Raw genomic sequence first — 13,776 nt, 5'->3', positions numbered from 1 at the left:
AGCGTACGGCCCACAGAATGATGTCACGCTGAAAATGCCGGCCTTTGAATGGGTTCATGTGCAGCTCCATCAGCAAAAGGGGATGATAAGTTTATCACCACCGACTATTTGCAACAGTGCCCTCGACAGCCTGCTCATATCAGAGGGTGAACAACCTTCCCGTCTGGCATGGCTGCTACAGCCTCCGGGTAAAATAAACGGTAAAAATGTGCTGCAACATATCGACCGGCTTAATTCCATCGCTGCGCTGGGGTTGCCTGATGGTATTGCACTTTCCGTTCACCAGAACAGGTTGCTTAAACTGGCGCGTGAGGGCCGGAAAATGAGCAGCAGAGATCTGGCTAAATTCACCGATGTCAGACGTTACGCTACGCTGGTTTGTGTCATTCAGGAAGCGCGGGCCACACTGACTGATGAGGTTATCGAACTGCACGAACGTATTCTGGGCACTCTGTTCAGCCAGGCAAAACGCACACAAGCCGAGAGGCTTCAGCTGACGGGGAAACTCATCCAGAGCAAGTTGAAGCAATATTTTACTGTCGGTCAGGCACTACTGCATGCCAGAGAATCCGGTGAAGATCCCTGGGCAGCGATAGAAGATGTCCTTCCCTGGCAGGAGTTCATCAACAGCCTGGAAGAAACACGGTTTCTGTCCCGTAAGGGCAATTTCGACCCGCTTCACCTGATCACCGAAAAATACAGTACGCTGCGTAAATACGCCCCGCGTATGCTGTCAGCATTGCAGTTCATGGCGACACCTGCGGCGCAGACGCTCAGCGATGCGCTGGACACCATCAGGGAAATGTACCGTAAACAACTTCGTAAAGTGCCGCTATCGGCGCCAACAGGATTTATCCCTGAAAGCTGGCGAAAACTGGTACTCACGCCTTCAGGAATCGACCGCAAGTACTACGAGTTTTGCGTAATGAATGAACTCAAGGGGGCGCTACGTTCCGGTGATATCTGGGTAAAAGGATCGCGCCGCTACAGAAATTTTGATGATTATCTCATCCCGACTGCTGAGTTTGAGAAATCCCGCCACAATGACCAGTTACAGTTGGCCGTTCAGACCGATTGCCAGGCATATCTTCAGGCCCGTATGACGCTTCTTGCATCGCGTCTGGAAGAAGTTAACGCGATGGCGCTTGCCGGTGATTTGCCCGATGTTGATATTTCAGATAAAGGAGTAAAAATCACTCCGCTGGAGAACAGCGTCCCTTCGGGTGTTTCGCCCTTTGCCGATTTGGTTTATGGCATGCTTCCTCATCCGAAAATTACAGAGATACTGGAAGAAGTGGACAGCTGGACGGGGTTTACGCGTCACTTCGCGCACCTCAAAAATAATAACGTCAGACCAAAAGACGGAAGACTGTTGCTGACCACCATTCTGGCCGACGGCATCAATCTGGGGCTGACAAAAATGGCGGAGTCCTGCCCGGGGGCAACAAAATCGTCACTCGAAGGTATTCAGGCATGGTACATCAGAGATGAAACTTATTCAGCGGCACTGGCCGAGCTGGTCAACGCTCAGAAAGCGCGGCCTCTGGCCGCATTCTGGGGCGACGGGACAACATCATCGTCAGACGGGCAGAACTTTCGGGTAGGCAGTCACGGACGTTATGCCGGTCAGGTCAATCTTAAATATGGTCAGGAGCCGGGCGTGCAGATTTATACGCATATCTCAGACCAATACAGCCCGTTCTATGCCAAAGTGATCAGCCGGGTGCGCGACTCAACCCACGTGCTTGATGGCCTGCTGTACCATGAAAGCGATCTGGAAATTACCGAGCATTACACCGATACCGCAGGCTTCACTGAACATGTTTTCGCCCTGATGCACCTGCTGGGATTCGCTTTTGCGCCGAGGATCCGGGATCTTCATGACAAGCGGCTGTTTATTCATGGAAAGGCCGAACGCTATCCGGGGCTTCAGTCCGTCATATCAACAACCAGCCTGAATATCAAAGACATTGAGGCACACTGGGATGAGGTATTGCGCCTGGCAACCTCGATTAAGCAGGGGACAGTCACCGCATCGCTGATGATGAAAAAGTTAGCCAGTTACCCAAAACAGAATGGACTTGCCAAAGCGCTGAGAGAGATTGGCCGCATTGAGCGGACACTATTTATGCTGGACTGGTTCCGTGATCCCGGTCTGCGCCGACGCGTACAGGCGGGGCTGAATAAGGGTGAGGCCCGTAATGCCCTTGCGCGAGCGGTCTTTATGCACCGTCTGGGTGAAATAAGGGATCGTGGGCTGGAGAATCAGAGTTACCGCGCCAGCGGGCTGACGTTACTGACAGCGGCGATCACGTTGTGGAACACGGTATATATAGAAAGAGCTATTGAGTCACTAAAACGAAAAGGTATCCCGATAAATGAGCAACTGGTATCTCATCTTTCTCCCCTGGGCTGGGAACATATCAATCTGAGTGGAGATTACGTCTGGCGTAATAATCTTAAGCTGGGATCCGGAAAATACCGCTCATTACGCACAGTCGACACCATATTGTACAAAAAACAGTCTTAGCGTGGGATAATTTCCGTTTTCCAAGCGGACCCCTACAAGGGGCTGCTGAAAAACGATAACCAACTGGCGATGTTATTCACCCTGGCCAACCTGTTTCGGGTGGACCAAATGATACGTCAGTGGGAGAGATCTCAGTAAAAACCGGAAATAACACCAGAAATGGTGGAAAAAATAGCCTAAATAGGCTGATTCGATGTGTTTGCGGGACAAAAATCGGCCCAGATCCGCGAAATTTTAATCAACGAGTCAGCTTGGGAAGACATGACCTGCTTATTCGCACCTTCCCTAAAGGCGTCTTTGGCTTCGGTCAGCGAACACTGCTGTTTTTCTTTGCAGGACGGTGAATCTTTGTAGTCCGTCATCTGCGCCAGCAGCTGATAGCTGTCGTCAAGCTGCATCTGGCTGCGCTCTTTTTCCATCGCCTGCACCGCTTTCTGGCTAAACGCCGCAGAGTCATCGGTGATCACCGGATTAAACGTTGGGTCCATCGTGCCCATTTTTTCCTGATGATGTACCGGAATGTCGCACCCAGGGAAAGCGCCGGTGATAAAGAATTGTGCCGTCGCAACGGTGCGTTGCAGACTGTTGGCATAGGTATATACCGTGTCCGGCGTCGGGCATTCGCCTGACGTGACCATCCCCAGCTCCGCCAGCCATTCTCGCATGTAGTGGCCCATATAAATTTCCAGCACACCGCCTTTCGTGGTGAGCTGCCCGCCGGGCACATCCCACTCCGGCCACTGATTCGGCGTGGACTGCTCCAGCACGCTGCCATTATTGGCCAACGGCGCGCGCAAGTTGTGTCGGCTCATCATCAACACTTGTTGCAGTTGATAACCTTCCGGCGTTGTCTGCGCTTGCGCGGCGGACGACAATAAAACAGCCCCTGCCACAGCGGCGGCGAGTATCAATTTTTTCATCCCTACAACCTCTTGTTGTTATCAATCCTCATAGAGTGTGACAGAAATATGACATTTTTCCGGGAACGGTTTCGCAAAACGGGAGATTCCAGAAGATAACCGGCAGGTCAGCGTGTTCCGGTTACTCCGAGATAAAAACCTCATACTTAATATTGCGGGCGCAATAAAAAGTGCCGTCCGTCAGATACAGTTCACGAAATCGCGTGTTATCAGAGATGTTGTCCAGCAGGGAACGTTCCGTATCGACAAATTCTTTTTGCACGCGGTAATGAACGGCGTTCTCCGTTTCAAAAGAGACATATTCCGTGGTGGCGTAGGGCTTATTTTTTGATTTCACGTACACGATATATTGCACGGTACTGGCCGTCAGCCCCGTTTTCGCCGCGATCTCTTTGAGACTCAACGTCTCAGAGGCATAAAGCGCCTGAACCTGCGCTATGCGTCGGTGATTATACGCCGTCACCCGAAGGCTCAGTTTCAGCCGATAGGCCATATTCCGCACGGCGGTAATATTAGTGTGAAGCAGTTGCGCTATCTGCTCTGTCGTGAGGATGCCCGCGTTTTCCCGCAGAATCGCAAGGCTTTCGTCGTTCCAGATAAATGCCATTGGGTATCTCTCCGTACGCGTCGTTCATCGCGCCGCCAGGCGCGCAAACGTGGCCTCTAACTCAGACGGCTTACGCATACCCTGGTGTAGCTCCAGAACGCGTCCTTCGGAGTCAATCAGTACGGAGGTCGGCGTGCCGATCACCTGATAACGTTCCTGGGTAATGTTGAGCTGATCGCGCACCACCGGATAGGTTATCTGATGTTTTGCCAGCAGATCGTTGATCCTGACCGTTTCAGGGTCGGTATTGACCGCCACAACCACCACTTTATCGCCCCATTTTTTGCTCAGCGCTTCCAGCGTGTCCATTTCCGCTAGGCACCCCCCGCATCCCGCAGACCAAAAATTCAGGTACACCGCCTTTCCTTGCCAGCGTTCAAGGCCTGACTCCTGGCCTTGCAGATCAAACGCCGCCAGCGCCGGGGCCGGTGCCCCGACCGCCAGCTTTTCTTCTTTACACCCGCTTATCAGGATCGCCGCCGCGAGTAACAGCACATTATGCCAGCGCATGTTGATTGGCCTCCTCACCCAGATATTTACCGTGTTGCAGCCGCAGAATACGGTCGGCAAACTGCCCAAGCGCAGGGTTGTGCGTCACCATCACAATCGTGCGCCCCTGACGATGCAGATCGGTGAGCAGATCCAGCACCCGCTGCTCATTCTCTTCATCCAGGTTGCCCGTCGGTTCATCCGCGAAAATAACCGGCGGTTCGTTGACCAGCGCCCGGGCGATACACACACGCTGCTGCTCACCACCGGAAAGCTGGCTCGGCAGGTGCGTCACACGATGCCCAAGCCCTACCTGTTCCAGCACCTTCCTCGCCGCCGCTTCATCCACCACGCTGTGGTAATGCTGGGCGAGCATGATGTTTTCCAGCGCAGTTAAGAACGGGATCAAATGGAACTGCTGAAATACCAGGCCGATTTTCTCGGCGCGAAAGCGACGGCGCCCCTCTTCATCCAGCGCGGCGGCATCGGTGCCATCAAGAAACACCTGCCCTTCCGTCGCCGTATCAAGGCACGTCAGAATATTCATCAGCGTGGTTTTACCAGAACCAGAAGCGCCCATAATGGCGACAAATTCACCCTGCGCAATGCGCAGATTAATGTCATCCAGGGCGGTAACGTCACCGAACCGTTTGTATAAGTGGCGGGTTTCGATCGCCACCTGAGGGATATGCGTAACGGACATGGCGCTACTCTCCTTTCAGCACTTTAGCAGGCTCGACGCTTACCGCGCGTCGCACCGGAACAATCGCCGCCAGAATGGCGACCAGTAAAGACAACACCAGAGTAATGGGCAACACCGGCAGACGCAGTGAAATGGCGGCATTAAACACCGTTAATCCCAACAGTTGCGCCAGCAAATATCCCAGCACCCAGCCGCACGCCACCGCCGCCAGCGCGATGATGCTGGTTTCCAGCAGAATTTGCCGCACGATATCGCCGTTGCTGGAACCAAGCGCTTTTTGCAGCGCAAACTCGCGCGCCCGCTCGCCGACAATCGCCATCAGCGTGGTATTCACGCACAGCGAAGAGAGCGCCAGAATCACGATCGAGACCAGTCCCATCAGACCTTTAATTTTATCCAGCACCTGCCCTTCGGAAGCAGAGACCTTACGCACCGGACGAATCTCCAGGTCAGGATACTGCGCCTGCAACCGGCTGGCATAGTTCTCCACCTGGCCGACATCGTTACTGACGCTCAGCAAGCCGTGGCTGATTTTGCCCGGCTGATGCAGCCAGGCCTGCGCCACGTCGAGGCTGACGATCAGCATGTTGTCCGTCGCATCGCCAGACTCCACAATGCCTTTAATCTGCAAATTCTTACGCTGATTGTGATCCACCAGCGTGATGCTGTCGCCCGGCTGCACGTTGAGGCGTTCCGCCAGTTTGACGCCGATCATCGCATTACGGTCGTCAAAACTAACGCCAATCCAGCTACCGGTGACCTGCCAGTACGGCACCAGTTTTTGCAGCGACTCGAACCACACGCCAACCATCACCACTTTTTCCAGCTCGGTACGCGCCATGCCGTACAACCACGGACTGGCGCCATGCACCAGCCCCTGCGGCGCCTGATCGAGAATGCTCTGCAACTCCTGCTGCGGCATACTGGAACCGTGCCCCGGCCCGATGTAAAAATTCGCGCCGAAGGTGCGCAGTTCTTCGCTCATTTTGGTGTTAATGTCGAACCAGACGGCAGAAAGCGCCGTCACGATGGTCGCCCCCACCATCAGCGCGGCAAACACCACGCTGACCCGCTGAAAACGCAGACGCAGCGCCCGCCACACCAGCAGCCAGAGCATGGTACGTTTAGCGGCCATACAGCACCTCCACAGGATACAGCCGGGCAATCCGCCGGGCCGGGAACCAGGTGCCGATCAACGCAATCAGTACCGCAATCACCAGTACGCACGGCACCACAATCCAGGCAAAATTAAGCGGCGCGTCGAAGAGCATGACGCCAATCGCTTTCGCCAGCCCCCACCCGGCAATACATCCCAGCGCACCGCCAGCCAGCCCGCTGGACGCCGCTTCCAGGTAGAACAGCAGCATAATTTGCCACTGTCGCGCACCCAGCGCTTTCATCAAACCGATCTCTTTGGCGCGTTCCATAATGGTGCTGGTCATCAGCGAGGCGATCCCCATTGCGGAAGCCACCAGCGCCGCGACGGTAACGACCGCCATCAGCAACTGAATTTTATCGATCACCACCCCTTCGGACGCCGCGACCTGCCATACCGGGCGCACTTCCGCACCGGAAATCGCCTCTTCCAGCTGATGCGCGATCGACGACACATAGGCCGTGCAATACCAGAGGTCGTACTCTTCGGCATTGAGCGCGTCCAGGTTTTCCCGCGCGCGGCGGGACAGTTCGTTTTCCGGCACCGTCAGCGCCGAGACGCGAATCGCCTGCACTTTTCCGGGGAGCCCCAGCAGGTGCTGTACCGTGCTTAGCGGCATCACCAGTTGGTTATCTTCATCGCCGCCGCTGGAGAGGATACCGCTGACGGTGACCTGCACTGCTTCGCCTTCGGTACGTAATGTCAGCTTATCACCGGGTTTCCAGCCCATTTGCCGCGCCAGCGCGTGCCCGACTAAGGTCTGCGGCTCTGCGCCTGCGGGTTCCTGCGGCCAGTCGCCGGTCACCTGCCAGTATGGGCTGACCGTTTTCTGCCCCGTCTCATATCCCTCTTCATCAGGAATATCCACTGGCTGACTGAAGAAAGTGCCCAGAATCCGCACTGGTTCTCCCTCCACGCTGGCTTCGCCGCCGAGCATCGGCGCAAACCCGACAATGTTGTTTCGCCAGAAGATATCTTTGATGTTCGGCAGCTCGGCTTCATCAAGAAAATCCTGACCGGAAAGCGGATTACTGCTCTCACTAAACAGCGCGGGCAGCGCAGCCTGTCCGGCGGGTTCAATCAAAATGTTCGCACCATAAGACTTCAGCTCTCTGGACATTTTGTCGCCGATATCAATGGACACCGCCAGCAGCGCCGAGATCAGGCTGGAGGCCAGAAAAACGGTGATTATCGCCAGCACTTTGCGGCGTAAATTGCGCCCCCAGGATTGTCGTAACATCCGCCACAGCATGATTATTCCTCCCTCATGTCGGCAGGAACAAACTGCTCCGGCGTTTCACGGAAGCGTTCATAGTTAGCCTCTGACGAGAAGAACCAGGTCTTGCCGCCATAGCTGTATTTGTAATCGGCTGAGGTATTGGTCAACGTTGAACCATCGACCGGATCGGTCACTTTAATAGTCATGACCGTCGAGAAGTAGTTCACCCCTGTCGCCAGTTCTTTACCGGGGATCACCAGCTCTTTTTCATCATTGTGCCAGTTTTCAATCGGCACCGGGTTACAGCCACCGGCCTTGCCGATAGACGGAATAAAAATATGCACTCCGCAGGCGACGCAGATAACCTGATTGCCCTCCATGACATAACCCTGATCGCCGCACAGCAGGCAGGCGTCGAACACCACGCCAAAACGCAGCTTGTCGGGATAGCGGTTAATCACGAAGAAGCGCACCGCTTTGCCATCGTCCGCCACCCAGACGAAACGATGCAGTTTACCGTCACGAAGCTGTTCAACCGGCAGGCGCACCATGCCATCGCTCCCCAGCGTTACGGGCACGGCTTCAGAGAGTTGCGGCGGCTGCGAGGCCACTTTATCCCACCACAGTTGGCCTGCGATAACGACCACCGCGCAGCCGATTGTGACCAACCACAGCCGCAAAGCGTTGCGACGCTGCGCCAGCGCCAGACGGTGAGCAATCGGTTCTTCGGTTTCCCGCGTCTGTCGAAAAGCCCGCAACAGCGCCGGAAGCCAGCACAGCGCCAGGGCCAGCAGCAGCGCGGCTCCCGCCCAGTTATACAGCGCCGTGTTATTTGTGACTTTCGCCACGAAGCTCAGCAGTGATTTTCCCAGCGGAACAACCTGTAATTTCATCAGCAACAACAGCAGGTTGCCGCTCAGCGGCAGCCAGATCATCACCAGCAGAATCAGCGTTAACGGCCAGTACAGGCCGCGAATACGCCGCAGCAGCATCGCGCAGAGTACGCCCGCCAGACAGAGGATCGCAAAAGCGAGAACGACGGCCGTCAGGTTTAACAGCAGGTCAGTATTCAGCACATGCGTACTGGTCAGCCCGCCCAGATTAGGGTCCAGCGCCCAATGGCGGGCAGCGCCGAAAATCAGAATCCCCTGCCACAGATAGCGGATACGCGTTGAAGCCCACCAGAAACTGAGGACAAACAGCAGCGATACCATGACCTCCGCCCCAACCAGCAGCAGTTGTACCGGTTGGCTGCCGTGAATAAACAGTCCCGCCAGCACGCCGGCAATCAGCCCGGTCAGCAGCGTCCAGGTCAGCGGACGTAAAGAGGGAGGATCGTTTCGACTCCAGAGAACACCGGAAAGAAGCGCAATGCAGAAAAAGACCTGTAGCGTCGTGACGAAAAAGTAACTCATAACTTCGACTCTGTACGGCGGGTTGAATTAAGCGACGGGCATATGATCGGTCTGACCAACGCGCCAGAAGGGGGAATCCTCCTGGCGCGTTGGTTAGTCGGTTTTAGTTCAGACCGACATATTTAAACTCGTAGCTCACATCAAACGGTTTCCACCAGCGGCCTACGCCTGTTTCGCTGTCAGTATGGCGATGCATCCCGGCTTTTGACGGCGGTTCAATGTGGTAGGTCACTTTATAGTTGCCCACGCCCATCATTTTGATGTTCGCGCCATAGTGCGGGCCATCGCTGGCAACCATCGGCATGAAGGTGCCTTCCTGTTTTTCGCCCGTGTCGTTGTTGACCAGGGTGTAGCTGATGGTCAGGTACGGGATCCATTCCCCTGCGCCAAAGCCGTTTTTATTGCCTTCTACAGCGTGGATATCCGCTTCAAGGTGAACATCGGCTTTTGCTGCCGGTAAGCCCATGCCGCGCGGTTCCATATCAATCGGTTGCAGGTAAACGGCCGCCAGCTCCATTTCATTCATGGTGACAGGCTCGCCTGCCGGGTACTCTTTAAAAGCAAACGCGGCTGGCGCAATGAAAATGCTGGCCATCACTGCGCTGGCAATCAGGGTTTTCTTCATGGTCATCAAACGTATCCTCTCGTCTAAAACAACGGCTATACAACGATTATGGGTTATTTTTTATCGTCTCCCCGGGAACCGCGCTTTTGCGCCGCATCACCCACAGCGCCACCAGCGCCGCGAGCAGCAATACGACCTGCGGTAACAACGTTTCCACGTAGGGATAAATCCCCAGCCAGCTGATTTCAGGGAAGCCGTTAATCAACGTAGGCTGGAACAGTTTGCCTTCCACCAGTTCCAGAACGCCTTTGCCCGCAAAGACGAAGGCCATCAGATACATGAAACTGCCGGTAAACATAAAGAAGGGTTTCAGCGGCAGGCGCACCACTGAGTAACGCATCACCAGCCAGGCGAGCAGCAGCACCACGCAGCCAATCACAAAACCGGCGCCAATCGCCATATGGCCGGATACCGTGTTTGCATCGCCAATCAGAGCGTAATAGAACAGCACCGTTTCCGCCCCTTCGCGGTACACCGCCAGGAAGCTGGTCAGCCATAGTCCGACCAGGGAGCCTCGCGACAGGGAATGAGACAGTTTGCCTTCCAGCCAGGCTTTCCAGTGGCGCGCTTCCACTTTGGACAGCAGCCAGTAACTCATAAAGAACAGCATCACGACGGCAATCAGCATCGTTATGCCTTCCAGCAGTTCACGGCTGGCGCCGGAGTTAGTAAACAGCATCTGGAAGATAGCGGCGGTGATGACGCTGGCGATCAGCGCCACAATTACCGACTGACGAATAAGCGGCAGCTTATCCTGATGGTTGTTTTTCACCATGTAGGCCACGATTGCCGCAACAATCAGCAGCGCTTCCAGCCCCTCGCGCACGATGATCATCAGACTATAGAGCAGCAGACTCCACTGGGTTTCTTCGCCTTCGCCCAGCATCGTCACGGCTTTTTGCAGATCCTGCGTCAGCGCGCTGGCCTCTGCATTCAGGCGCTCAACCGGCTGACCGGCCTTCATCAGACTGACCAGGCGGGTAAAATACGCCTCCAGCGTGGTTTTAAATGCCGAATCGCGAGAGCCGATTTTGTTTTCCATGCCGCTGGCTTCGAAGCGGTCGAAGTAGGTATCCTGGATATCCAGAATCGCATTCTTCGCATCGCCGCCCTGATAGCGCGCTATCGCGTCCTGAATGCTCTGGTTAATTCCCGTCGTCACCTCAGCCCAGTCGGTGCGGTTATTTCCCTCGTCCGCCGCCGGAATGTTGTCTGCGCTTTGCGCTGCGGCAACCTGCTGATCGTCACGGGTGGTTGGCAAGCCGGGTAAGATATCCTCGATATCCTGTAGCAGCGTAGTGACCTGATAGGAGACATCGTTGAGATGGTCAGGTTGCGCGGTCAGCGCAATCAGGGATGAGAATTGTTGGTTAATGGAGGCGGCATCTTTTGCAGAACGGTTTTGTCTGAGGGACATCTCCATCTCAGAGTTTTTAAAGCCCTGATAGTGCGCCTGTTGAACGTGCTGACTGGCAACGCTGTAATTCCCGGCCTGATATTCAGTGACCGCCTGCGCCAGCAGATCGTCGATCGTCCTGAAACTCTCCTGCCAGTGAACGGCAATGTCGTCCCTGGACAGCGCGTTGTGCTGCTCTTCGGCCACCAGACGATGTCCGCCATCCAGCACCGGTTCCACTTCGCGCAGTGCGGCTTTCAGCCAGTCAATGCGCGCCTGGACGTCAGCGAGCGGTTTTTTCTCGCCAATCATTCGACGGATCTCGCCGAATGCGCTCTCCATCTCGTAACTTTTGCGCGCGGAAATGTTGATGCGGATCGGCCCTTCCAGGTTCTCGAACACCTCAAAATAGGCCATTTGTACCGTGCGGCGCGCCTCGTCGGCATGCTGTTGCTGATAAAGTTCCGCTGTTTTATCAAGACGTTGCTCGATATCTTCAATCAAAGGCGCATAATTCGTCGACGCCCAGACACTCATGCTTATAAACAAGCCAAAGAGAGTAACCAACAAAGAGTTACGGAAGTTACGCACGTGCACACCGCCAAAGAATACAAATGATAATTATTATCATATCTTTTTGTCGCGTTATACATGACCTGGATCATAAAAATGTCAGCAGACGACAAGTTATGTAAACTTATTTCATCAAATCGTGATGAACACACACATTATGCGTTGATAAAAGGGACGTTATCTCCCTGTTTTTCTCATGGAATTAACGGCAAGGCAGGCGCGGTAACAGAGGAATAAATCCCCCTGCCGACAGTGATATTATTCATTATCGGCAGGCAGAAATAAAACGCGTTATTGCGTACAGCAATATTCAAAGATTAAGGTTATTTCGATCGCTGGCAAGACGCTGTAAGAATTGACCATATCCCTGCGGCCCCATCCAGTAGTTAATACTTTTCTCAACGCCGGTTGATGTCAACGTCGCACCGGAAATACCGTCAACGGTATATTCATCGGCATGTTCAGGTTTATCCTGTACTATTTTCAATGCAGGATGTCCGCTGTTATCTAATAATCGTTTCCCTGGCCACTGTTTGCGCCAGTTGGCGTCTTCCACCCTAGCCCCCAGAAACGGCGTTTCCCGTTGCTGATAATAATACAGATTTCTCACCGTACGACCGTCCAGCCCCAGAGCAAGAAACGCATGCATCATGGATTTCGCACCCTTACCGGTAACTGGAATGATAACCTGCTGAATTTCATTATTTTTATCTTTCACAAAGAACACATCCGCCACCGTACAGCGCTGACGAACCTGCGCTGGGTCGCGTTCAGGGGCAAGTTTTTCACACTTCTGCCGCGCGGTGTCCGCGCTGCTGCCAGCCACCAGTTCGCCGGAATCTAAATTAACATGGCGTTGAATAATATAACGATGATAGAGCGTTTCGACTGATTTTTTATCCTGGGTCTCTGATTTCATCAGGCCCGCAGCGTGTAAAATTGCCGCCTGTTTTTCCTCCTCTGTCGGCTCCGTCATTTCTCCCTGGAACAGCATAAACCATGCCGCCGCCGCAACAAAAATAAGGACACAAAGCACCATCATTGATGCAACAATAATTTTACCCTTGCGCATTGAATTGTTATCCCTGTCAAAATGGAAATCGAAAAAATCGCCTGAACGTATCACAGACTTTCATTCAATTAAAACAGATATGCCATTATCAATTCAGGTTTGCAACATCAGGCAGCGGTAAAAAATAATAACTGGCGTCGGTAAAAAAGCAGCAAAAATAACAGAAAACACGCTCTCCGCTCGTTTTACACATCCTTACAATGGGTTAAAAAATGCCGGGTTTCCCCGGCACGCTATCAAAACATGGCTGCCCGCCACAGACGTAACTTCATGCCCCAGTAGCTGGTCCAGCCGCTGGTCGTAGTTACCACCTGCCCCTTCGACACCACCACCAGCGTTGGCGTGACGCTGATTTCCCAGTTTCGTGATATCTCACCGCCGCTATCATTCACGACGGGGAACGTCACCCTTTTACGCGATAACCAGCGGGAAACCTCCCCGTCATTACCGGAACGCAGCGCGATGGTCATGACGCTCTCCCCTTCCGACTGCAAACGGGCGACATCCGGCGTGGTGAAACGGCAGATACCGCACCAGCTCGCCCAGAAGTAGAGCAGCACCGGGCGTTCTTCACTGATCGACGCCAGCGTTACGGTTTCCCCGTCCAGCGTATGCAGCGGCGTGCTGTCAAACATGGCCGGCATCTGCGGAGAACGCCAGACATCCAGCAGGATTATCACGCCAGCCAGCACAACCAGTAAGATCGCGCCTTCACGCAGCCAGCGGCGCAGTTTACTGAGCATGGGCCACCGCCAGTTTTTCTTTCACCACCGCCTCAAGGGTCTCCCACGATACCGCGCCGGGGATCATCTCGTCGCCAATGATGGTTGCCGGCGTCCCCTGAACGCCAACCAGCCGGGCGAGTTGCAGATTGGTGCTCAACGTCTCCATGCTTTTCTCATCGGGGTCAGTTTGGATATAGAGAATTATTGTACTATAAGGGCTTCCCCGGCATGTCAATGCCGGTGTTTACGGTTTCTGTCTGCACGGCACTGTTGCAAAGTTAGCGATGAGGCAGCCTTTTGTCTTATTCAAAGGCCTTACATTTCAAAAACTCTGCTTACCAGGCGC

At 54.2% G+C, this 13,776-nt stretch carries 12 protein-coding genes and 3 pseudogenes; 3 read left to right on the top strand and 12 right to left on the bottom strand.

The window, feature by feature from the left end; all coding sequences use genetic code 11:
* From ACJ8QI_RS25215 to ACJ8QI_RS25205, 3 genes and pseudogenes are all read left to right on the top strand, one after another.
* Positions 1 to 2,530, top strand: a 2,530-nt coding sequence (locus ACJ8QI_RS25215; RefSeq protein ID WP_250145968.1) for a Tn3 family transposase, incomplete at its 5' end; no start/stop codon positions are given.
* A 33-nt stretch (positions 2,531 to 2,563) separates the two neighbouring features.
* Positions 2,564 to 2,668: pseudogene (locus ACJ8QI_RS25210) on the top strand (IS5/IS1182 family transposase); the annotation flags it as partial.
* The gene (locus ACJ8QI_RS25205; RefSeq protein WP_306174585.1) at positions 2,650 to 2,874 is read left to right on the top strand and encodes a hypothetical protein; all 225 of its coding nucleotides are present in this window, start codon (positions 2,650 to 2,652) and stop codon (positions 2,872 to 2,874) included. The pseudogene ACJ8QI_RS25210 and the gene ACJ8QI_RS25205, both read left to right, overlap by 19 nt.
* On the opposite strand, the pseudogene ACJ8QI_RS25200 reads toward ACJ8QI_RS25205, so the two are convergent.
* The 12 genes and pseudogenes from ACJ8QI_RS25200 to ACJ8QI_RS25145 form a co-directional block, all read right to left on the bottom strand.
* Positions 2,818 to 3,450: pseudogene (locus tag ACJ8QI_RS25200) on the bottom strand (histidine-type phosphatase); the annotation flags it as partial. The gene ACJ8QI_RS25205 and the pseudogene ACJ8QI_RS25200 overlap by 57 nt on opposite strands.
* Before the next feature lie 121 nt (positions 3,451 to 3,571).
* Positions 3,572 to 4,057, bottom strand: a complete 486-nt coding sequence (locus ACJ8QI_RS25195) for a hypothetical protein (RefSeq protein ID WP_000874189.1) — start codon at positions 4,055 to 4,057, stop codon at positions 3,572 to 3,574.
* A 24-nt stretch (positions 4,058 to 4,081) separates the two neighbouring features.
* The gene (locus tag ACJ8QI_RS25190; protein WP_001267176.1) at positions 4,082 to 4,567 is read right to left on the bottom strand and encodes a TlpA family protein disulfide reductase; all 486 of its coding nucleotides are present in this window, start codon (positions 4,565 to 4,567) and stop codon (positions 4,082 to 4,084) included.
* Positions 4,554 to 5,249 (bottom strand): ABC transporter ATP-binding protein, encoded by a 696-nt coding sequence (locus ACJ8QI_RS25185; protein ID WP_000117262.1) that lies wholly within the window; start codon positions 5,247 to 5,249, stop codon positions 4,554 to 4,556. The genes ACJ8QI_RS25190 and ACJ8QI_RS25185 overlap by 14 nt, the downstream gene beginning before the upstream one ends.
* A gap of 4 nt (positions 5,250 to 5,253) precedes the next feature.
* Positions 5,254 to 6,384, bottom strand: coding sequence for an ABC transporter permease (locus tag ACJ8QI_RS25180; protein ID WP_000729219.1), 1,131 nt, complete (start codon positions 6,382 to 6,384; stop codon positions 5,254 to 5,256).
* Complete coding sequence (locus ACJ8QI_RS25175; protein WP_000964653.1) at positions 6,374 to 7,657, bottom strand: ABC transporter permease; 1,284 nt, start codon at positions 7,655 to 7,657, stop codon at positions 6,374 to 6,376. Before ACJ8QI_RS25175 ends, ACJ8QI_RS25180 begins: the two co-directional genes overlap by 11 nt.
* 2 nt (positions 7,658 to 7,659) lie before the next feature.
* Positions 7,660 to 9,039 carry a Fe-S-containing protein gene (locus ACJ8QI_RS25170; RefSeq protein WP_000119836.1) on the bottom strand — a complete coding sequence of 460 codons (1,380 nt, stop codon included), beginning with the start codon at positions 9,037 to 9,039 and terminating at the stop codon, positions 7,660 to 7,662.
* Between the two features lie 103 nt (positions 9,040 to 9,142).
* On the bottom strand, positions 9,143 to 9,670 hold the full coding sequence (locus ACJ8QI_RS25165) for an iron transporter (protein ID WP_000178050.1): 528 nt from the start codon (positions 9,668 to 9,670) through the stop codon (positions 9,143 to 9,145).
* 40 nt (positions 9,671 to 9,710) lie between these two features.
* A complete protein-coding gene (locus ACJ8QI_RS25160) occupies positions 9,711 to 11,597 on the bottom strand; it encodes an FTR1 family iron permease (RefSeq protein WP_000118029.1) in 1,887 nt (628 codons plus the stop codon).
* 346 nt (positions 11,598 to 11,943) lie between these two features.
* A complete protein-coding gene (locus ACJ8QI_RS25155; RefSeq protein ID WP_012372823.1) occupies positions 11,944 to 12,759 on the bottom strand; it encodes a Na(+)-translocating NADH-quinone reductase subunit C in 816 nt (271 codons plus the stop codon).
* A gap of 182 nt (positions 12,760 to 12,941) precedes the next feature.
* Positions 12,942 to 13,448 carry a protein disulfide oxidoreductase gene (locus ACJ8QI_RS25150; protein ID WP_000949452.1) on the bottom strand — a complete coding sequence of 169 codons (507 nt, stop codon included), beginning with the start codon at positions 13,446 to 13,448 and terminating at the stop codon, positions 12,942 to 12,944.
* Positions 13,438 to 13,608 (bottom strand): annotated as a pseudogene (locus tag ACJ8QI_RS25145) (DsbA family protein); the annotation flags it as partial. The gene ACJ8QI_RS25150 and the pseudogene ACJ8QI_RS25145, both read right to left, overlap by 11 nt.
* Between the last annotated feature and the right edge of the window lie 168 nt (positions 13,609 to 13,776).

It is taken from the genome of Serratia sp. CY84636 (genome assembly GCF_052166245.1).
Lineage (GTDB): Bacteria > Pseudomonadota > Gammaproteobacteria > Enterobacterales > Enterobacteriaceae > Serratia > Serratia nevei.
This window is presented reverse-complemented; position numbering and strand designations above follow the sequence as displayed.